The following is a 21,426-nucleotide window of genomic DNA, read 5'->3' on the forward strand; positions in this document are numbered from 1 at the left end:
ACTTTATTAATTGCCCTGCTTTGCTATTGGAGTCGTCCCTGAAATATGCTCGTAAGTCCCCCATTGGAAACAAGTTGGTGGCAAGAACACTTACTCAAAGACATGAGTGCCGGGACAATTTCTGGTAGGGAATATCTCCATCTAAACCAAGCAATGCCAATTGAAAAGGGTTATACAGGGGATAAACGCAAGCTATTAGTTCCTGTATCTCACAAAGAAAGTTGGTTGCGGCAAGGTAGCTCCCGAAAACAAGCGTGTCCCTTAAGGCTTTATGGCGGGAACTGGGATATAGGATTGGAGTATGCAAATCAAATTCAACCTTCGGAATTAACCATTTTAACAGCAATTTCCGGTTGCAATAGTCTGGAAATTTTCTCAACCTATCTAACTATTATTTATGGCAGGGATCATGTACAAAGTATGAGAAGAACAACGTAAGGGAACACGCGATATGTCAAACGAATTTCGGTCGGTCTACCCCTTTAAAAAACGGCTTTTCTATGCGCTGTCCGCTATAATAGTGGCGGTGTTGATCGCTGGTTTCTGGAACTACCACCTGGTGGACGGCTTCGGAAAAGAATTCGTTGCGGGGAATACGATCGGTAACACCTCGGATCTTGCCGGCGACTACAGCACAAAAGGGTCGGGCTTTGGGTTTATTTTTGCCGCTATTGTCGGACTTGCCGCTACGTTTACGGCCTGTAATTGTGTTATTTTTGCCATGATTCCCGGTCTCGCCTGTTCTGTGGAAGAGGGACAATCCGGTAGCCGGACCGCTTGGAAGGCTTTTGGATGCTTTGTAGCCGGTGTACTTGTCATTACCGGGTTTTACGGCTTTTTTATTGGGTTTTTGGGTGCTGAAGGGATGAAGGTGTTAAATGAGAGAGCCGTTCGGCTGGCCCAGGCGCAAGCCGTTTTCTCGTTGTTAGGGGTTATCATGCTTATTTGGGGTTTTCTGGAAATGGGTTTTTTGGATAAGATAAAAAATCGTTTTTCGGATACGACACGCGCTTTCTTTAATCAAACAACCACCAAGGCACTACTGCTCGGTACCCTGGTAGGCTGCTTTGCCATCGGTCGCCCCTTCCCTGTTTTCCGGGAGTTTTTAGTGTATGCCGCCAGTGCCAACAGTCCTTTTTACGGGGCGGGCGTTATGATGATTCAGGGACTTGGACAAATAGCGGTGATGGCCCTGCTTTTCGGACTTATAGTCTGGATGGCCGGCCAAAAAATAGGGGCGGTTGCCCGGAAGAAGCCATACAAATTCCAAATGGTAAGCAGCGTTGCGCTCATCACCGGCGGCATGTATTTTGTTTATTACTGGGGACTGGCATTTGTTTTTGACATCGGTCGGTGGGGATTTAAGCTCGGCTGGTATTGATCAGACCAGGAGCACTATTGCCGTGATAGCCACAGCGATGCCTCCCCATTGTCTTACCGTAACTTCATCCTTCCACAAAAGCACTCCTAATAGCGTGCCGCCCAGTACATTCAGTATATTTACCACGGGAAAAGCTATCGCTCCGCTGATCCCCTCCAGGGCATAGATCAAAAAAACGGCTGAATAGAGATTCGGTATCCCGAGGAGGGCTCCCATTTTTGCTTCCTGCCGGGTGAACATCGGACCCTGACGGAGGACCGAAAGAAGTACTCCAATACAGAAAGCACCTGAATAGATCCATCCCATAAACGTCAATTCATTGAGCGACCGGCTTAACTCTTCGTTATATATCTTTAGGGAAGCATCTGCAAACCCGGTAAGTAAAAAAACGATAAGCAGCAGCCAGGAGACGTTTATATTGCCGATCTTCAAAGATTTTTTCAGTGGAACAAGTAACAAGAAAGCCCCAAAAACCAGTATAATTCCTGTCACCTGGTGCCACTCCAGCGACTCTCCATAAACATAGACAGAGAGCAGAACCGGTACCAGCAGCGACAACCGCATGGCCGCAATACTGATGCCCATTCCGTTGGCATGGACCGATTTACTGTACGCCATGAAGTTACTGATAAAAAAGAATCCCACGGCCATACAGAATAAGAGGACATAATAGACGGGCAGCCGAAATAACTGGCTGCCCGTTTCGCTAAATCCCACCAGGAAGGCCACTAAAGCAGCAACCAGATAGTTGACCGTAAGGGTATTAAGGGTTCGCAGCTTTTTCACTTCCGTATGTTTCAGGAGATGGGCCACCACCAGTGCACAAACAGAGCTGAGTAAGAGATACAGAAGATAGGCCATATCCGATTATCTCCGATTATTCAGTGAACGAAACAGAACGGTCGCCCAAAATCATGGGCTGCTGGGGACGTTCATGCAGTCTTCGGGAGGTATAGGAAATATTTTGCCGGAGCAGATCATAAATCCGGGAGACGGAAGTCCGGTTCTGCTGCAGAGCCCGCGCGAAAAAGTAGGGGAATATATGATGTTTCTTGTCCTCTCCCTTCGATGAACGATACAGTCGGGATGGTTCTTCCAGTTGACTTCCCGTTACCCATACGGTTCCCGGATCCTCTGTCAATATCGAGGTATGAGAGCGCAGGAGTGTTTCCTGTTCAGACTCGGTAAAATTTTCGGGCAGTGTTCGGCTGAAATCGATATCTGAGACAATCCAGGTCTGGCCGTCTGGCAACGAAGCAATCCGGCTGAAAACAGCTCTGAGCGGGACATCCCGGGCGGAGGTTCCGGCAGCAGGAGTGACACTTTTCAAATACAGCTCCTGCCCGTTATCTATTTCGCCATATCCCCCTATATAGACAAAAAGTTCGGTACTGTCATTAACGGCATCGGAAATGATGTCAATCTGCCGGTAAATTTGATCCGGTTGCTGAACGTCCGTAAGATGATGAACATTACTACTCTCGTAACCAAGAGACTTTTGAAGGTATTCCTCCATCAGCTGTCCGTCTCTGTGGGTATTTTCCCGGCGGGATAGCGGTTCGTCATAGTTTTCATTGGTGATGATAAGAGCCTGTGCGTTAGGCTTCGTCTCTCGTAAAACAGGGATATTGCTTTCCACATCAATATTACCGAACGGTACACGCGGCACGGCAACCACCTCTTCATTCCCTGCAAAATTCGTGGATCTCCATATCAGCTGGGCGTCATCTCTGCGAATATAATTCTCCGAGATGCCATACCACACCCTGTACCACTGTTCATCGACCGTCGTATCAACCCGTATTTGACTTCCGCGGGTCAGATCTGCCAGCACGTTTTCCGGGTGTATGGAAGGTTCGCTCCGCAGCTCGGTAAGTTCTGTGGTAACTTGTGCGTAAGGCTCCAGGATGGACGAAACCGGATAGCTATAGTGGTAGGTAGAATCGGCGAATGTCACCTCTACCTCAAAAGAACCGGGATCACGATTTGTCAGCTGAAGATCATTAAATCCCTGGGCAAGAGGAATTTGCAGATGTCCTCCCAGAATTTCTTTGAGATCTTCTTCAAAAACAATCCGTCCCTTATACGTGACAGACGCGCTTATCGGTGTTGGCTCATCTTCCTGAATATTAACCGTATCGGTTTCAATGACCGTTCCGGTGTTTTCGAGATATCGCTCTTCCCCCACGGGGCGGGGGTCACCAACAGGCTTAAGATTTGCAAATCCCGAAGCAGCCAGCAACACGCCGACCGTATTCAAAGTGAGTGATTGAGCCGATCCACTGTTAAAACGACTGGAATTAGCCGCGTAAAAGGATGCTGCAGCTCCTGCGAGTCCCAACGCTACGAAGCCCGGACGCAAGCGGTAATCCTGGATATTGCGTTGAACCAGCATCTTTTGCTGAAACTGATAAGTCGTGTGAGATTTAACATCCAGTGTAAGGACCGGATTTTCAGGGCTTAGCGTATCTGAGACTTCTAAAAATTTCTTCTGTTCCAATATTTCGTAATCGGACCGGTCTACGGCGTCTTCGTCTTTTACCACCCACCTCCCGCTGGTACAGGAAGCAAGCAATAACAACATGACAAAATAAAATAATATGTCGGTCGACTTCTTCACAGAAAACCTTACAGTGATATTATTGCTCCGATACCGATGAGGTGTCGGAATTTAAAATGATTCTCGGAACCGGGATGCGAGACCCACACCGGCAAATCATACCGGATCATAAGTCCGCGTGATTTCCCCAGGTAATCGGGAATATTTATGGAGAAGAGGAATCCCGGACCCGCATCCGCTAATATACCGGATTCCTCAATGGATGTCAGTCCCGCCGATGTACCGCTGTCAAAAAACAGGTACGAGCGAAAATCAATGAATTCCCCGGCAATGGGAATTTTTCTAAAAGCGCGCCCCAGGGGGTTTGGATAGTCGAGTTCCATATTCACAGACGACAGCGACGTATACAAGGGAGCTGTATTCCCGTTCAGCATTTGAATATCCTGATACAGATATCCCCTGAGGTTGGCGCCACCCGCAATCTGAATATTACCGGATTCCATCCAGGCCGGCGGGATGGTCCCCCGGGCCCGGGTTAATCCCCGGTCGACCCACCTGCGGGCAGAATGCATGCTGCGGGAAAAAAGATACTCCGGAGCTGTTTCTTCTGTTGCCAGGCCGGTATAAAGGCGGCCGAAAAATGTAAAGGATTCAGAAAGCGGAACCCGCTGATGCAGGGCTACTTCCGTGCGGAAAAAATCGGGATGGTCCCCGATAAAATTGGCATGGACAGTCCATGAAAAGAGATACCGCCCCGGCCTGTTTGCGCTGGTCCTTAAAAGCGAAGCCCTCACCGGATACAGCCACTGGTCCTGCCATAGCTGCGGGTACAGCAGATAAGCCTGTTCGAAACGCTGTTCTGCCCCCATGCCGATGCTCATCTCAGTGTAATTCAGCTCATCAAAACCTGCCTGCCATCGTTTATTGAAGGTTATTCCATGCGACTGGAATCCGGTTCGATAGGAGGTTTTTACATTCACATTGGCTTCGCTGCCGAAATCAGAAAGCCGCGGAATGGGTTCCGTCAGGGAAAAATAATACGAAACGGGGTGGTCGGGAAACCTGGTGCCGAGCCAAATGCCGGCATTGACGCGGTGAGGACCGTCGCCAAAGGTACCGGGTGTTTCCCCCCGGAGCCGGACTCCCACCCTCACCCCGTCAACACTGTTGTACCAGACATCCGGCGCTGGCAAAACCTGGTATCCCTGACTCTGGCCGGATTGGGCAACGGCTTTCTGAGAACCTGCAATAACAAGAAAAATAAAAGCCGTTATTATCAATCCTGTATTAACAATGACGTTCAATCTCTCAAAATTCACTCGTCTAACCGTTGATTTGGGTTACTATCGAAATTAGAAGGTACCGGTAAGATGGCCGCTTTAACGGGAACCGTTTCTCCCTGCGTTGTACCCGGCTAACAGTCATAAATACCATTAATAAAAGGCGATCCGCTGGAAGGCTATGTTTCTCGTAACACTTTCTGCTTGAAATAATCCAGGGTTTTCATCAGTCCTTCTTCCCGATCAAAAGCAGGCTCCCAATTCAACACCTTCCGGGCCCGGCTGATGTCAGGCTGCCGTACCTGCGGATCGTCTTTGGGCAGCTCCTCGAAGGTGATCTCGCTGTCAGAGTCGGTCAAATTAATAATCTCTTTGGCAAACTCCAGGATCGTAATTTCCTGGGGATTTCCGATATTGACCGGATCGCTGTAGTTGCCTTGTGAAAGCCGCCACACTCCTTCGACCAAATCATCCACATACATAAACGAGCGGGTCTGAGTCCCGTCCCCGTAGACCGTAAGCGGGTTGCCGTTGAGCGCCTGCCGCATGAATGTCGGCAGTGCCCGGCCGTCATAGATGCGCATCCGGGACCCGTAGGTATTAAAAATACGTACGATGCGGGTTTCTATATTATGATAACGGTGGTAGGCCATCGTCATCGCCTCAGCGAATCGTTTGGCCTCATCATATACCCCGCGGTCGCCGATAGGATTCACATTCCCCCAATAATTTTCGTTCTGTGGGTGGGTCAGCGGATCGCCGTACACCTCGCTGGTGGAAGCCAGTAGGAAACGAGCCTCTTTGGACTTTGCCAGTCCCAGTGCCTTATGGGTACCCAGTGATCCTACTTTCAGCGTTTGAATCGGCATCTCAAGATAGTCGATAGGCGAGGCCGGCGAGGCAAAATGTAGAATCAGATCCAGGTCGCCGTTGACATGAATAAAATTTGTAACATCATGTTTGATAAACTCAAAATCATCGTTGCCGATAAGATGAGCAATATTATCGGCACTGCCGGTAGAGAGATTATCCATGCAGATAACCTCATACCCTTCCGCCAGGTAGCGGTCACACAGGTGAGAACCGAGAAATCCTGCCCCACCCGTGATTAAAACACGTTTCCTTGCTGTTGAATTACTCACAAAATATGATTTATTAAACCTCGTTCCCGGTTGTTGCCATATCGGGTACATTGACAGAGGGACGTCCTACACTGATATATGTAATCCCCGCTTTTTCAGCCCGACTCAGGTCATACAGGTTACGTCCGTCAAAGATCACAGGCTGTTTCATATTGTTGGCAAAGTTATCTACCGTTGGACGCCGGAACTCATTCCACTCGGTGCAGATAACCAGTGCATCAATGTCATCGAGCGCCTCCTGCTGGCTGTGGACGAACGTCGTTTGATCGAGCACTTGCCGGCTGGTCGCCTGCCTGAAGGTGCCAATGGCTTCCGGGTCGTAGGCCAGCAGCTTCGCCCCCCGCTCCACCAGCGCTTCGGCGATATACAGAGCCGGGGCCTCCCGGATATCGTCGGTTTCGGGTTTAAAACTCAGTCCCCACATGCCGAATTGTTTGCCGGAAAAATCGTCGGTGCCGTAGTAGTCTTCCATCTTTTTAACGATGGAGACCTTCTGGGCTTCGTTGACCTTCATGACAGAATCCAAAATCTTAAAATCATAGCCATGCTGTCCCGCCGTATAATGGATCGCCTGCACGTCTTTCGGGAAGCAGCTTCCGCCATAGCCGATACCTGCAAACAGGAACCGCTTGCCGATTCGGGAGTCGGTACCGATGCCCCGGCGCACATTATCGACGTTGGCGCCCACACGCTCGCAGATGTTGGCGATCTCATTCATAAACGTAATCTTGGTTGCCAGCATTGCATTGGCGGCGTATTTGGTCAGCTCCGAGCTTCGTTCATCCATCACAATAATCGGGTTACCCGAGCGTACAAACGGCTCGTAAAGGGTCGTCATAATGTCGGCCGCCCGCTCGCTTGATGTGCCAACCACTACCCGCTCGGGGTACATGAAATCGTCCACAGCAGCTCCCTCGCGCAGAAACTCGGGGTTGGAGACCACGTCAAACAGCTCCTCATCGGCCTGCCCGGCGATGGCCTGACGTACCCGGTCGGCGGTCCCCACCGGAACCGTGGACTTGTTGACAATGACCGTATAATCCTCGAGAAGCCCGCCCAGCTGTCCCGCTACTGTCATCACTGCCGAGAGATCCGCCTGTCCGTCGCCCCCCGGCGGTGTAGGCAGGCACAGAAATACGATATCAGCCTGCCTGACCGCTCCTTCGATCTCAGTTGTAAAGTGAAGGCGTCCCTCCCGCTGTCCCCGATCAAACAGGGTTTCCAGTCCCGGCTCATAAATCGGGATATTTCCTTTATTCAGCTGGTTAACTTTTTCTTCATTTATGTCTACACATGTAACATTGTTGCCCGAATCGGCAAAACAGGTACCACTGACCAGTCCCACATATCCGGTTCCTATGACCGTTATGTTCATTTATTTATCTCTCAATATTTTTGATTTCAAGTTTTAGTTTACCGGCGGGGACGTCTACGTCGACGATCTCACCGATTTCCGATCCTAAAATAGCTTTTCCGATGGGTGATTCTATGGAAATTTTATTTTTTTTAAAATCAGCTTCATCCTTTGACACCAGGGTATATTTAACTTCCCGGTCTACCTTGTGATTATGTATGGTGACCGTGGAAAGTAAATAGGCCTTGTCGGTTTTCACGTCTTCTTCGTCCAAAATTCGGGCGTTGGCCAGCGCATTCTCGAGCTCTGCGATACGCTTTTCGAGCATACCCTGCGCTTCCTTGGCGGCATCGTACTCCGCATTCTCACTCAGATCTCCTTTGGCACGGGCCTCAGCGATCTCCTCAGCAATCTCTTTGCGTCCCCTGCTCTTAAGATCTTTTAGCTCGGCTTCCAGTTTTTCAAATCCTTCACGTGATAAATAATTCTTTTCCACGATAATCAGCTTTTAATTCAAAACTCTTTTTAGTACATAAAAATAAATGCCAGCCGTTGAGCTGACATCTATGGGTTGTTCAGTGCGTTAAAATACCATGTTTATCCTTCTGTTACCAAATCTAAATTTATATGTTCCCATCCGTGCAGGTCCGCAAGCTGGTCATTGTGAAGCACTTCGTGGCCGGTGAGCTGGTGAAAAATTGGCAATATTATTCCTCTTTGGATAACTCTGGCAGGCATATCATATATGCCATGGAAAACAGCTTCGGAAAATTTCCCGGGAGAAGCACAAAGACTTGCTGAATATTTTGGTAGCGCTGGACGTAGCCTTCTGTGGTTTTGAAAAACATCGACCTTTGCAAAACCGTTGTTTTGCCCAATCCCTATTGTCATTATCTTTGCGCAATTCCTATTTTAACACAGTTTGTTATGTATAGCTGCCAATGCGGTGGATCCAGCGACCACCGGGAACAACCTGAGGGAACCTCCCTGTACCTGACCGGGAAATGAAGTGTTGTGATCAGTACGTCACCCTCATTGTTGAGGCCACGACATTGCCAAAACCTCCTTGCGACTTCAATCGCGTTTAAAAGAGGTCTCATATCATATTGGGCCTACGTTATTTTAAGCTCAGTATCTGGATAACCACTTTACAAATCATTCGGCAAACGTAAATAAACATGCAGAAACTCAGTACCAAAGAGATTCTCAAGCAAAATTTAGATCGCAGCATACCGGGTCAGCTGGGAGACCTTAAAATATTGCTTCATAATGTCCGGAGCATGCACAACGTGGGAGCGACTTTTCGGAGTGCCGACGCCTTTGGTATCCATGAAATACTTATTTCCGGCTACACCCCTACTCCCCCCCGGCCCGAAATTACCAAAACAGCCATCGGGGCCGAAGAGTATGTGGAATGGCAGCATGTCGAGTGCGACCAGTTGGATACCAAGATAAGCCAGCTGAAAGGAAACGGCTACCGGCTGGTGGGACTTGAGCAAATGACCCGTAGCGTACTGCTTCCGGAGTATGGGGTCCCGAAAGACCGAAAGATCTGCCTGGCTTTCGGCAATGAGGTGACAGGCCTGGATGAGGACCTGTTGACTCATATTGATGACTTTGTGGAAATTCCACAATATGGACACAAGCACTCCTTAAATGTGTCCGTTACCGTGGGAGTGGCGCTTTATGCCTTCCTGGAGAAATACTGGTGAAAGAGATGAAAAGTAAAAAGAGTTGCCTACTTTATTTTTTTAATTTGCCAATTTAATTAAATGAAACCGGTAAATTATTCAAAACCTTTGCAAAACCGCTCTTTTGCCCGATGTCGGCGTTGTAAGTCGGTTGAAGCCCTCTCATATGAGCTATAGGATGCGATTCTACCCTTCCGCTGGCCTCGATCTTGACCTAAAACCCTGGTTTTTCAAAGACTTCTATTCAACAAACTTTTTTGGAAATATGTGTGAAATATTAAGGCCCACATGGTTATACCGGTAAATGTTGCTTGTAGAAAGCGCGCCCTGGAGCGACAGTTGCCAGTATTTGTTAATGCGGGCAGACAGACGGGCATTTCCCGAGTAAAAGGTCCCATCGTGTATATTGTGTTTAGCCATAAATGATATTCCCGTGGAAAAACCGGGATCATACAATTTATTTTTGTAGCTGAATTCCATGCCTCCTCCCTTGGTGAGAATCTTATCCGGTGTATAGTAGGGCATGGCGAAAAGAAATTTTTCGGTCGCGTCTGCATAAGACAAATCAGCCAGAGGTCTCAGTTGGCTTAATCGAGTGGAAAAAGGCATTTTCCAATAAAGTCGAAACAGCCCCTCATATGCCAACACATTATTGCTGTACCATTTACCGCTAAGCGACAGCGTGCTCTGCACTCCATTATTGTTAAACCAGTAATCATCTCTGTAGATCTCTGCGCGTATTTGATTCATGTCTAGCTGAATACTCCGGTTGGTAAAAACAGGCTCAAATTGAATTTTAGTCGATGTAAAGGAGGATGGTTTTGAAAACAAAATACCAGCGCTTAATTCGGGGCGTGTTTTCTGATTATCAAAGTAGGTTCCTCCCGATATAAATAATTGCGTCGCCTGACCCCCGAAACTTTGAGAATACCTATAGTTTAAATGATGTAATTCATGCAACTCATTGTTTTCAAGTATATTAGAAGAAACAATTCCTTCTTCAACGGTAAAACGATACGTTGCTCCCGACCGGTCTCCCCACTGGGCATAAATACCCAGCGTCGCTTTCTCGTTTTCATAATTATCGGTAGCAAAGGAATTGCTGGTCCCTATTTCAAATCCTTCATTCTGCCGGTAGGTAGAATTCAAATTGGCTTTCAGACTGTCGGGGAAAAAACTGGGATAGGTATTATAAAACTGTTTCTTCTGTTCGAAATCCATATACCCAATTTCAGTATAAACAAGCTTTTTTGTCTGTGGTTGTGCATTGTCCTGTTCAAACAAGGGGTAGAGTGTATCATATCCTTCCTCAACGAAGTGTTCAAATATCAGCTTAAGCCCGATATAAGCACGAAGAGAATCATTTGAGGGTTGTTCTTTCATGTAGATTTCTGACCTGGTAATAAAATCGTGGTATCTCTTTTGCTGAAGCAGCCATTCAAGTTCGGTAATATTGGGTATCTGATCTGTTTTATTTGTCCACATAAGGGCCCTTGTTGTTTCTCCTTCATTGGCATAGAGATACGCGATACTTGCGGCCAGCGGCTGTAATTGGATTGAGACTTCATCAGGAAATTCCCGGAGCCATTCCAATGTATTTTGAGGTTCATCATAAGCTATTGAATTATCCAGGGCAAATTTGTAGAGCGTATCGGAGCGCGGATTGAGATCAATCAGGCGTTTAATATAGTGTTTCCGCTCCGGCCATGACTCATTTGAATAATGCAGATATACCATATGCCGAAGCAGCAACTCATTTTCAGGTTCGAGAACCAACTCCCTTTCTGCCCACATTTTTTGGAAATCTAAACTGGGAGCACCATATCGTTCGACCATCATATTTTTAAACATAATGATCGAATGGTCGGAGAACGTTGTCCACAGTTGTTCCAGAAAAGAAAATGCCCTGTCTAATTGCCCCCTCCAGCCATAAAATTTAAGCAATTGTTCGATATCCTGTGCACTCCAATTAGACCGATGTATAATCCTTTTTTCCAGGACAGATATGGCCGTTTCGAGACTGTCAAATTCAACGGCCAATGCTATCACCGTGTCTTGCAGGCTCTCAGAGGTTGGATTTCCTTTCAAGGCGGATAGAGCATCTTCAAACCGGGTATCGACCCATCGCGACTCGCCGTAAAGGCCGGTGTAATCCCGGTAGTCTGCAAGTATCCGGACAATATCCTGCTCATATCCGGCAGACACGGCGCCCGTATTCAATACCGGCAAGGCCAACGTATCGGAAGTGGTTAAAAACTGGTACAGCTTGCCATCCCATATATTTGACGCTGCAAATTCGGTCTCTGAATCAAGAAGTGCTCGTTCAAACTGAGGGCGGTTTTTGTCGCTCACATAGACAAACCAGAATTTTTCCTTATTCTGCCGGATTCCGGATTTTGTTGTCTCTGTACTTATCTTCAGGGTCGAATCAATAACATGGTAATGGCTTTGGGTAAAAAGCCAATTCCTGACAATGGGGACAGACTGGCTAACCGTCTGGAACCTGATTCCGGGATAGGTTCTGACCGTTCTTTCAAGCCGCTGTTTAAAGACCTCGTATAATCCATAATTGTGTGTCTTACTGCTATGCCAGCCTAATCCCAATGGGTTACGGCTTCGATAGTTATCTTCAGCTCGCTGCATCACCTGGAAAACATCATCGGGATGAATGAAGTGGGTCCAAATACCGGTATACAGAAACATACTGTTTTGACTAAGCATTGAAAACTCATTGTCGACAAATCCACTGGTTACGCGGGGATAGTTAAATAACGAGGGAATATAGGGATCCGGGCCAAATTCCCGTCCCCCTCCATCTTCAACATCCCCATTGTAGATAGAACTCATGTATTTAATCTCGGAAAAAGCTTTATTAATACTGGCAAGGCCTACCGAATCTATCTCATTAGTGGGTGGCACATATGCTTGTGGCAGCGTGCCGAGATTATTGATGGTCCAGCGTTTCCTTGCGGCACGCAGGGCCGCCTCCATAAATCCTTCGTTTTGCCAGTCTTTCAGCCACAATGAAAAATGATTATAGCCGTGGAAGCCCAACTCGTGTCTGCTTTTACTTATATCCTGGGCAAGCCATGGACTCGTATTTTGTGTGATTCCACCGATAGTAAATTTATTGGCTTCCCACTCGTCAAAATTAAAGGGAGGTACAACGGTAGCGTTATAATTGAAGGTAAGCAGTGCTGTATAACTGATATCAAAACTGTCGGCCAGTGCTTTCATATCGGGCCACCAGACATTATGTACAAATTCTGCATGAGTGATATCGTATTCCTCGTCAACGGGTGGCAGTTTCTCATTGTATAAGGGCGCCGGGAAATCATCTAAAAAGATAGTACTGGCGTTCGCTATTCTATATGGGTAACCTTCCAGGACCCTCAGGCCCGCTGAAAAAATCAAGCCACGGTAATCCTTTTCCTCTGTTTGAATGGTATTAAAGAAAATGGAGCTTCCCTGCCCTATTTTTCGCTCTGTAATGACCGGGTAGGTCGTATCATTGATAGCGGTGGCCAGGACATTCTTTTCCTTTATAAATTCTGAACCTTTAATCCCCCTGTGTTGATAGGGGTTCAAGGTTTTGAGGCTACGTCCCCTGTACCCGGGAAAAATATCTGTATGAAAATGGTACCCTTCCGCTACATTGTCAATCTCATAGGAAGGGTTTTTTTTCAGCCCCATCAGGTAGGCAATCCGGTCATCAAAAACAGGCGCCAATATTATCAGTTGATGTCCTTCGGCCACGAAACGTATAAGTAGCTCAACTTCATCATTCTTTAACTGCTCCACCATGTTAGTCGTTATATAGGCCAATTTTACGGACGGAGATATATGCAGCGGCTTGTCGGCTACGGAAAGATCATGGTTGAAATAAGGAATGCTGGTATAATCAAGCGTTTTGGAAATTTGTTTGTAAATAGCATTAGATGAGAGGTCTTCCTTATTGCTGATTACTAACGCAAGCGGCTCTCTGGTCCCGGGATTTAAGTATTCCTCAAGCTGCTGAAAAGAACAGCCGCCAATACAGGCGCACAAGATCAACGTGAGGATGATAATGAAATAAGTACAACGGAAGCGGAATAGATTACACATGGGAATAGGTCATTTGATTAGTCTGGCGGATATACTTCCATGAGGATATTGCTGATTCTTGATTCAAGCTGGCTGTTTACAAGCTCATATACTGTGACCCTATGATCAGAATAAAAGATCTCTACCCTCCTGTTAGGCAGTTCCCTGTAACGGGCAATCCACTGTTCGACCTCATGCATTACGGAGGAAGCATTGTATAGGATACCCTGCTGAATGGATTGGTAGGGCGCTTTTTCAGCAAAGATAAATACCGAGGCGGGTGGTACCCTGCTTCCGTCCTGTTCAACCGCGGGCAATTGAAGCTGCTCATGGTAGAGCGAGTCGATTTTACGATACTCTTCCAGAAAGAAGCTGTATTCCATAAAGAAATTGCGGTTTTTAGCCATAATCTGTTGCACTTTGGGTCCAACGACGGCATAGGTATATGGTTGGCGTTCCTCAATAATATTGTAATAGGCTTTCATGAAACCGTTAGGGATAGTGCCCGGCGTTACCCGGCTTACTTTCAATCCACCCTGGACAAGAATAAAACTACCTATGATGGTTGTAACTAATCCCCATGAAAAGAGTTGCATTTTTTTCGTATCAAGCCTAAATATTGCCCCTGTTAATTCTAAAAACATGGTAAATACGACGCTTATGAGAATAGCAATCATAAGCGCATAGAGACTATTAAGCTGATCGATATCAAACCACAATAAACTGCTGGAATCTACTTCAGGTATGTAAAGGACGGAAATGCCCAGGAAGATGACGCAAAAGATTAGCTCGTCCCGCAGGGTTTCTTTCAGCAGCAACCATCTGACTATATAATATAAACTTACTATGGCTGCAATCAGCATGTATACTGAGCTCAATTCTTCCAGGGGCCACATCAAAGTTGGAAAGTAACTGTACACCTGTGTATCGTATAATTGCCTCATTAGAAACTGCCAAGCGTCGACATTATAGACGTAGCAGTATACGCTATAGGGAAGGAGGTTTATGAGGCTCACTGACAGCAGCATAAGGGCAATACGGGAAGAAGAACGAAAGTTTTTTTTACGCATAGTTCCTAATCCAAGTAGCATCAGGGGCAAAAGTATACCATAAGCCACAAACAAGTTGACCATTGCCGTAGCCGTAAAGCCTATAAGAGGATAAAACCAAGGACTCTTATAATGGTTGCGTAAATTTCTTATGAACAGGATGATGGTCGGAAATGCAAAACAGAGCGCCAGTTCCAGGCTGCCGGCATCTACTTGCTGATCAAAAGAAACAGGCATCCAGAATAACGGTGCCAGCGCATATATTGCCATTCCCGCCATCACTGCGGCAGGATACTTGTTTCTGGTAATATCTTTTGAAGTCCAATACACAATAATACATAAGAAGAAGCTGGTTATACCGCCCAGTAGATGTAAGATCAATTCCGGACTTACTTGCGTAAAAAGGCTGAATACACTGACCAAGGCATGCATGCCCCCCGGATCAGGATAAGCCCCGAAATATTCCTGAAGCCTGATATTTTTAATGCGATCCAGGTGGACAAACCATCCACTGCTTGAGGGAGCGGCATTTTGAAGAACCGAATACATCCGTACGCCTGTACCAACGATTGCAATACTGCCTATAACCATTACACTGCGGAATTGTGACCCACTTAATTTTTTTTCGGGAGTCACTTGTTGCTTCAGCCAATTTCGGAATGACCAGTTTTTGTTTTCAAGGATCCTGATATAGTCGAGCAGTACCTGCAGCTCACGCTGCTTTAAATAATTAAAGATCTCACGAGCCTCGTTGGTTCTTGAAAAATTATATAGAAAGGGAGTCAGACATAGGAGGGTAACAATACTGATAAGATCATACATGTTCATTTTAGTCAATGCAAACACGCCGACTATGAGAATACCGCCCATGCCTATCCATGAGTATATGATTTTTTCGATTAACGGCAGCCTGCGTGTGTAGGATAAAAACAGGGGCGTTATAAAACCAAATAACAGAAAAAACCATAGAACAATACGGATCCCTGCAGATACAGCATCAAACCAATATGGATAGTCTCCGAGAATTGACAACATACAACGATTATTTGATGAATTTTTATCGGTCGGAGGTACTGGATATCGTCTCCCAGATGTTATTTAGCTGGATCGAACCTATAAAATAAGGATAGGACAACGTGTCTAACCTGTTTATTACCCTATTGGTAAGAGATTCTTTATCAGAAAAATCCACAATCAGAAACGGTTTATTATATAAATTGGAGTTTTTTTCTATACTTTTGACTTTTTCCCTGTAATCATCCTGTCTTTTAAGATTATAGGTCTGGTTTTCAAAATTATAGCTTGTGGCTACATCTTCGATTAAAACGGCGTCAATAAACTTATGGCTGCTATCGAGCAGGAATAGTCCCGCATTTTGAATGATAAATGCGTCGGGATAATCCATGCGGATCTGTGCAATAATATCTTCCATGAATGGTTGCAAATGAGAACGCTCGGTATAGGGAGCCACATCGTCCACCGTATCCAAAAAAAGTCCGTCAAACCCCTTGCTCATTATATTGGGAATGACCTGATCTAATAAAATGGAGCGGGTAGTCGAATCCGCTAAATTGAGGTACGGGCTGTCCCAATGTTCATTCACACCCAGAAAACCGCGTTCTTCAAGCAGCGGGTAATACCAGCGGTTTCGATCTACCTCCCCAAGGGTTACATACGCGATTACTTTATTGGATTCCGTGGTTAGTGAATCGGCCTCAGCCTTTGAATATTGATCCGGTTCCACAATTAACAGTTTGTATTTATCTGCCGCTCCCCTTAAGTCTTCAATTTTCTCATAGCTTACAGCAAAAGGCTCCAGGGCCTTTCCTTGTTTTATAAAACCTGGGCCGGAGCAATCTGACATTGAAAATAGCAACACTATGCATGTGAGGTACGAATTCAATTTATCCATTATTTTCTCATTTTTATATTTTAAAATTTATTGCAACCAACCGTAACATGAAGTTTAAAACATTATTTCAAATAATATCCAATATTGACAGACAGTCACCTGATTTTCAGTCTTTTCTTTAAAACGCGGAATAATAATAGTAGTCCAACCTTTTAAATAAACTCATAGCAGTCGAGCCCGAAATTACGGCAAATACGATGGAACCCGCCAGTAACCCGACGGTGGCATACTCCAGGGCGAATACACGGCTACAGAAGAATCCAACCGAGAAATTCACTGCCAGGCCTGCCAGAATCGAATACATGGCAAAGACCGGTTTGTTCAGCGAGAAAAAAAACAGACAATGCAGTAATCCTATGTTAAGAAACAAATACGATATACTTGCTATCCAGAATACTTTCGTCGTCATATAATTGGTAAAGAAATCTCTTACCTCCGGGACCGTATCCTGGAAAATAATCAGGCTTCTTACTGAATAATAGGTTATTACAATGGAAAGCAAGCCCGTGAGGGTTAGCAGCAATACCTGCTTAAAATACAGCTTCTTAAAATACTTGTTGAAATGCTCTAACTGTAGAAAACTTATCTTCTTTTGTAGCGGCTTGAGTTCCCTGGAAAATACATTCACACTGTATTCAAGCATAGCAAAACTCAATATAAGTGTTATAAGGGCCCAATCCATGCCGATTTCATAAGGGGTATTGAACCAAAGGATAAAAGGAGGCGGGAGTTCGCCCGTTGACCATGCCAGCAGGCGATCCATAAAAATAAACAGGAAATAGCTCAACCCGTAAATAAAATACCGATAGCTGATAAAGTGATGAACTTCGGGGACGGGAAGCGCCTGCATGGCTACCCGTTGCTGTTTTTTTCGGATCTGCCATTTGAAATAGAATAAAGCGTAGCCAGCTAAAAACAAAGTTGTGACAAGCATGGCAGTCCACTGTGAGATATAAATACCCCAATGAAAAACTTCCATATTTACGATGACCAGAAGGGTGCCTGCTACAATAACTGCAAGAATTGCGATTCGCTGCTTCAGGGCGTATAAAACGCCGGAAGCCAACAATAGCAGGCTGATCAAAATCATATATGTCAATCCCAGAAACACCATGTACGGAGGATAAAAGGGAATAATGACGTTTAGAAGCACAACCAAGAAGCAGAAAGCCAAAACCCCTACCATTCCCGATTTGGCAATCTTTTTTGATGATTTAAGGGCCAGATAATAGTTCCCGCTGCTTACATAACTCGAAATTGAATGACCCAGTATCTGAACAAATCCCCCGGTAACAATAAAAGCCGCCATTGTGCCAAACGCCACTATGGTTGCCTGAGCTTCGTTAAAATCCAGCCATGCCCAAAGTGAGTAACGAAAAATAAACAACGCTGCAATTTGGCTTATCAGGGGCAGTGAAAAAAGAAGTCCCTGTGAATAGTAAACCACAAAATTTTTTATTTGAACCCAAAACCCGGTCTTATATATTTCTTTATTCGACACAGAAATTTCGGGGGCTTTCTGATGGATCTCCTCTTTAAGGTCTTTATATATTTGATCAGCCAAATCCAAAATAGACTCATACCCAAACTCTCTTTGGGCATCGACTTCCCGTATACCCAGAGATTCGATGGTTGCAGCAACAGCCCAGACGCTAAGAGGGTTGTCAAGAAGATCTTTCACCCTGGCTTTAAGTTCATCCCGCGAATTAATTGTCGCCTGTTGAATATCAACCGCTTGCTCCATAAACCTCCAGATTACTAAGCATTTTGATTACGGAATCTAACTCAATTGACGATGAGGCGGGTACATGATCCTGTTCATGCATTTGTTTGTATACATTTCGGTAATTTTCCACCGATTCGGTGATCGTATAATTTTCCAATATGCGCTCCCGCGCTTTTTCTCCAAGTCTGTTGCGCAGCTCACGGTCCTTCAGCAGCTTTATCACTCCATCGGCTAATGATATGGCATCACGCGGCTTGCAAACAATTCCGCAATCGGCAATAGCTTCGCTCACCCCCCCTACGTCCGTTGCCACTACCGGTCGGCCGCAGCTCATAGATTCAATCACGGTATAGGGGAAACCCTCCGATATTGAACTTAAAATCGAAATATCTCCCTCGTTGAAAAGCAAGCTGGGTGTATCGTGGAATCCACCGAAAGTAAAATGATCCTGTACCTTAAGCTGTTGAACAAGTTGCTTGCACTTTAGGGTATATGCTTTGTCTATGTCAAGGCTTCCGTACAGTATATACTGCACATCGGGAATCTCGCGACGCACGTAGTCGCACGATCTAATCATTGTTTCTATGTCTTTCAAAGGAAATACATGCGCTGCAGCAATGACAGTCGGCAAATTCCGGGTTTGTTTCGGTTTAGGATGAGGATAAAACTTTTCGGTATCTACTCCATTGTATATGGGGTTGATGCGATCGTTATCTCCCCCGAAATCAGTCTCCCACTTGGTATGGACCGACGTCACCGGGGCAATGATATCGGCATAATGGTATACAGTTCGGGTTATAAATGTCGCCAGATCCACAAGCAATTTCTTTGAAAAGTAAGACAGGTCCGATTGACTTACATTTACCAGCCGTTCCCTGATATAAATCCCGTGGTCGGTAAGTATCATGGGAGTTCCATATTCAAATTTTGCGGCTATGGAGGCAATCGCAGGGAATCCGGCCAGCGTCGCATGGGTTGCGCTCACCCTGGGAATGGGCGCCGCTAACGGTATCATAAAATGATATATCCAGCGCATCCCAAAGGTGACATCGATCATCTTTGGTTCTTCCTGCCTGAGAAACCCCTGGTGAGATTGGTATTTATTTCTCAGCTGATTCTTAAACTCAATCCATACCAACGGACTCGAGAGCGTTACTTTGTAGTCAAAAATCTGATAATACTTCCAAAAACCGTAAATAAGCTCTCCGAATTCTCCGGCTGGCTGAAAGGGGTTTAACACCCTTTGAATTAAATCGCGAAACATCGGTATGAATATGGTGCGTATTACACTTTGGTTCGTATGAAACTTGCGTAGTACGTGTTCGGAAAAAGGAGTCCCTGTAGTGAAGTCGCTGACAGGTTCTTCGGATCCCCACAGCGGCATATGAATTATAGATTTGATATTTGAGGTCAACGGATACCGGGATTTTACGAATGGCAGTCCCGTTAGTGCCAGTATAATAAAATCCACCTCTTCTTCGAGTTCGCTGCATAAAATATGCGCCCAGGTCGATACTCCGCCCCCCGAATACGGGTAGGTACCTTCCGTCTCAAATAATATGACTGGTTTTGGGTTCAAAATGTTCAAATTTATAATTGGAGTAAAAGAGAACGATAGTGGTCGAAAATTTTTTCCCAGGTATGATGAGCCTGGACATTCATAAATCTATTCTCCACAATCCTCAGCCATTCTTGTGGCTTTTTCCAAAGTTCCAGCACTGACTGTACCAGCTCTCCCGTAGTTGCTTCGGGATCAAGAATGAAACCGTATTCAGCTGTCACGTCCCCGGTGCGCCAGCCAACGGGTAATATCTTTCGGCCTAATGCCTCAAATAAAACCAACGGCTGTGATTCATTATGGCTGGTTATGCAAAGGGCGTCCATCTGATCGATGAAGTCCTCTGAAGACCTGTTCCAAATTACCTCCAGATGATTAAATTCCCGTTCCCTGGTTCTAACCCGCTGCTCAAGCTCCGGTTCACCCGCATTGCAGGTTACCATGATGAATTCAACGTTTTCTGCTTCGTATTCGCCAAAAGTGCTGACAACATCGAAAAATTTCATCGGATTTTTCATTTCTGCGCACCGGCCGATCCAACCGATCGTTAATGTTGATGACTGCTGCGGAATGAACTGTTTCAGCCTGCTGGCTGGTATCCCGTTGGGAATGTAGTGTACATCCCGGGCTCCCAGCTTTTGCTGTTCGGGAATGTTACTTTTCGAAACACTGACTATTACATCCGATATGCTGTAAATCTCCGCTGCCATCAGGCGAAACATTTTGCCGAACGCCTCTTTTTCCCTTTTTTCTTCCGGCACCTTATAGCCACATTCTAAAGCCACCGCTCCCATCATAATCTCCTTCCAGTAAAGCGCGTGTTCGGTGAGAACAAGTGGTTTCTTAAAATGAATAGCTAATTCCTTTCCCAACCAGCCGGCAAAGCCCGTATTCACAATATGTATAAAACTGCTTTCCTCAACGAATAGGCTCACCTGTTTCTCGACATTTTTTATCCAGCGACGCAACTCATTTTCCCATTCTGCGGACAGCTCCGGAGGTGATACTCGCTCAAACTTTTGAACATGATCCGGTAATTCATAAAGTGCCTCATCAATCGGGGCATAACGATATTCATCCGTAGCAATCTGGATAATATGGAATAGTTGTCTGGGGTTATACTTAAGGTATTGATGGATCCATTCGCTTACCCCTCCCCTGTACCAGGGATATGTACCCTCCAGAATTAATAAAATAGGGGCATGAGACTCTTTCATCTGCCTTTTATAATGGTTATGATAATTTAATTATTAAGAAATGCGTTGCGTGATTTATAACATCTCATCCGTATAAAAGCAGAAGAATAACCGACAGTTCTCTCTGTGGTATATTCACAAATTAGATAAGAAATGAATTTATCCGGCTAATAAGTGAAAGTTCAGATTACCTGGTCCCCGTTTTTTTCAGCAAGCGCGTCTTATTTGAATATATTTTTGTGTAATAATTATTATATTATTATGTAATATTTATTATTACTATATCTTATTAGTTTATACTTCAATAAAAATATAAATTTAAAAATAAAATTAAAAATATTTTAACATATTTTTTCTAAATAAGATGGATTTTAAATACTGGGGTTTTTAGTCACTATTAGGAGGCTTTGAAAAACCTTTTGTTGTTCTTTGATTTATTTTTTGTGGCTGAATGTTGAACTGATGCTTTTATAATCGTCAACATTTTGACCGAT

General features: G+C 45.3%; 16 protein-coding genes. 3 read left to right on the forward strand and 13 right to left on the reverse strand.

Features of this window, described 5'->3' with window-relative positions; translation table 11 throughout:
• Positions 1–102: 102 nt before the first annotated feature.
• Positions 103–438, forward strand: coding sequence for a hypothetical protein (locus BUB16_RS10405; RefSeq protein WP_073063384.1), 336 nt, complete (start codon positions 103–105; stop codon positions 436–438).
• A 13-nt stretch (positions 439–451) separates the two neighbouring features.
• Positions 452–1,381, forward strand: a complete 930-nt coding sequence (locus BUB16_RS10410) for a hypothetical protein (protein ID WP_073063387.1) — start codon at positions 452–454, stop codon at positions 1,379–1,381.
• Here BUB16_RS10410 and BUB16_RS10415 read toward each other — a convergent pair whose 3' ends face one another.
• The 7 genes from BUB16_RS10415 to BUB16_RS21500 form a co-directional block, all read right to left on the reverse strand.
• Positions 1,382–2,242 carry an EamA family transporter gene (locus BUB16_RS10415; RefSeq protein WP_073063390.1) on the reverse strand — a complete coding sequence of 287 codons (861 nt, stop codon included), beginning with the start codon at positions 2,240–2,242 and terminating at the stop codon, positions 1,382–1,384.
• A 16-nt stretch (positions 2,243–2,258) separates the two neighbouring features.
• Complete coding sequence (locus BUB16_RS10420) at positions 2,259–3,965, reverse strand: caspase family protein (RefSeq protein WP_073063393.1); 1,707 nt, start codon at positions 3,963–3,965, stop codon at positions 2,259–2,261.
• 44 nt (positions 3,966–4,009) lie between these two features.
• The gene (locus BUB16_RS10425) at positions 4,010–5,260 is read right to left on the reverse strand and encodes a BamA/TamA family outer membrane protein (protein ID WP_139240269.1); all 1,251 of its coding nucleotides are present in this window, start codon (positions 5,258–5,260) and stop codon (positions 4,010–4,012) included.
• Positions 5,261–5,400: 140 nt separating this feature from the next.
• On the reverse strand, positions 5,401–6,363 hold the full coding sequence (locus tag BUB16_RS10430; RefSeq protein ID WP_073063400.1) for a UDP-glucuronic acid decarboxylase family protein: 963 nt from the start codon (positions 6,361–6,363) through the stop codon (positions 5,401–5,403).
• A gap of 13 nt (positions 6,364–6,376) precedes the next feature.
• Positions 6,377–7,738 carry a UDP-glucose dehydrogenase family protein gene (locus BUB16_RS10435; protein ID WP_073063403.1) on the reverse strand — a complete coding sequence of 454 codons (1,362 nt, stop codon included), beginning with the start codon at positions 7,736–7,738 and terminating at the stop codon, positions 6,377–6,379.
• Between the two features lie 4 nt (positions 7,739–7,742).
• Positions 7,743–8,216, reverse strand: coding sequence for a transcription elongation factor GreA (gene greA, locus BUB16_RS10440; protein ID WP_073063406.1), 474 nt, complete (start codon positions 8,214–8,216; stop codon positions 7,743–7,745).
• A 98-nt stretch (positions 8,217–8,314) separates the two neighbouring features.
• Complete coding sequence (locus BUB16_RS21500) at positions 8,315–8,608, reverse strand: hypothetical protein (RefSeq protein ID WP_170864360.1); 294 nt, start codon at positions 8,606–8,608, stop codon at positions 8,315–8,317.
• A 287-nt stretch (positions 8,609–8,895) separates the two neighbouring features.
• Here BUB16_RS21500 and BUB16_RS10445 point away from each other — a divergent pair, with 287 nt between their 5' ends.
• The gene (locus tag BUB16_RS10445; protein WP_073063409.1) at positions 8,896–9,429 is read left to right on the forward strand and encodes a TrmH family RNA methyltransferase; all 534 of its coding nucleotides are present in this window, start codon (positions 8,896–8,898) and stop codon (positions 9,427–9,429) included.
• Positions 9,430–9,648: 219 nt separating this feature from the next.
• On the opposite strand, the gene BUB16_RS10450 is transcribed toward BUB16_RS10445, so the two are convergent.
• The 6 genes from BUB16_RS10450 to BUB16_RS10475 form a co-directional block, all read right to left on the reverse strand.
• Positions 9,649–13,512 (reverse strand): DUF2194 domain-containing protein, encoded by a 3,864-nt coding sequence (locus BUB16_RS10450; protein ID WP_084088191.1) that lies wholly within the window; start codon positions 13,510–13,512, stop codon positions 9,649–9,651.
• Between the two features lie 17 nt (positions 13,513–13,529).
• Positions 13,530–15,575, reverse strand: coding sequence for a hypothetical protein (locus BUB16_RS10455; RefSeq protein ID WP_073063414.1), 2,046 nt, complete (start codon positions 15,573–15,575; stop codon positions 13,530–13,532).
• Positions 15,576–15,597: 22 nt separating this feature from the next.
• Entirely contained in the window at positions 15,598–16,284 is a 687-nt protein-coding gene (locus tag BUB16_RS10460) for an endo alpha-1,4 polygalactosaminidase (RefSeq protein WP_170864361.1), read from the reverse strand.
• Between the two features lie 286 nt (positions 16,285–16,570).
• Positions 16,571–18,196 carry a hypothetical protein gene (locus BUB16_RS10465; RefSeq protein WP_073063419.1) on the reverse strand — a complete coding sequence of 542 codons (1,626 nt, stop codon included), beginning with the start codon at positions 18,194–18,196 and terminating at the stop codon, positions 16,571–16,573.
• A complete protein-coding gene (gene pelF / locus BUB16_RS10470; protein WP_244545680.1) occupies positions 18,180–19,757 on the reverse strand; it encodes a GT4 family glycosyltransferase PelF in 1,578 nt (525 codons plus the stop codon). The genes BUB16_RS10465 and pelF overlap by 17 nt, the downstream gene beginning before the upstream one ends.
• An 11-nt stretch (positions 19,758–19,768) precedes the next feature.
• Complete coding sequence (locus BUB16_RS10475; protein ID WP_073063422.1) at positions 19,769–20,953, reverse strand: DUF3492 domain-containing protein; 1,185 nt, start codon at positions 20,951–20,953, stop codon at positions 19,769–19,771.
• Between the last annotated feature and the right edge of the window lie 473 nt (positions 20,954–21,426).

This window comes from Fodinibius roseus, assembly GCF_900129315.1.
Lineage (GTDB): Bacteria > Bacteroidota > Rhodothermia > Balneolales > Balneolaceae > Fodinibius > Fodinibius roseus.

Coding starts and splice junctions, on each gene's coding strand:
- BUB16_RS10405 (WP_073063384.1), top strand. CDS start 103: ATGAGTGCCGGGACAATTTCTGGTAGGGAATATCTCCATCTAAACCAA.
- BUB16_RS10410 (WP_073063387.1), top strand. CDS start 452: ATGTCAAACGAATTTCGGTCGGTCTACCCCTTTAAAAAACGGCTTTTC.
- BUB16_RS10415 (WP_073063390.1), bottom strand. CDS start 2,242: ATGGCCTATCTTCTGTATCTCTTACTCAGCTCTGTTTGTGCACTGGTG.
- BUB16_RS10420 (WP_073063393.1), bottom strand. CDS start 3,965: ATGTTGTTATTGCTTGCTTCCTGTACCAGCGGGAGGTGGGTGGTAAAA.
- BUB16_RS10435 (WP_073063403.1), bottom strand. CDS start 7,738: ATGAACATAACGGTCATAGGAACCGGATATGTGGGACTGGTCAGTGGT.
- BUB16_RS21500 (WP_170864360.1), bottom strand. CDS start 8,608: ATGACAATAGGGATTGGGCAAAACAACGGTTTTGCAAAGGTCGATGTT.
- BUB16_RS10445 (WP_073063409.1), top strand. CDS start 8,896: ATGCAGAAACTCAGTACCAAAGAGATTCTCAAGCAAAATTTAGATCGC.
- BUB16_RS10450 (WP_084088191.1), bottom strand. CDS start 13,512: ATGTGTAATCTATTCCGCTTCCGTTGTACTTATTTCATTATCATCCTC.
- BUB16_RS10455 (WP_073063414.1), bottom strand. CDS start 15,575: ATGTTGTCAATTCTCGGAGACTATCCATATTGGTTTGATGCTGTATCT.
- BUB16_RS10465 (WP_073063419.1), bottom strand. CDS start 18,196: ATGGAGCAAGCGGTTGATATTCAACAGGCGACAATTAATTCGCGGGAT.
- BUB16_RS10475 (WP_073063422.1), bottom strand. CDS start 20,953: ATGAAAGAGTCTCATGCCCCTATTTTATTAATTCTGGAGGGTACATAT.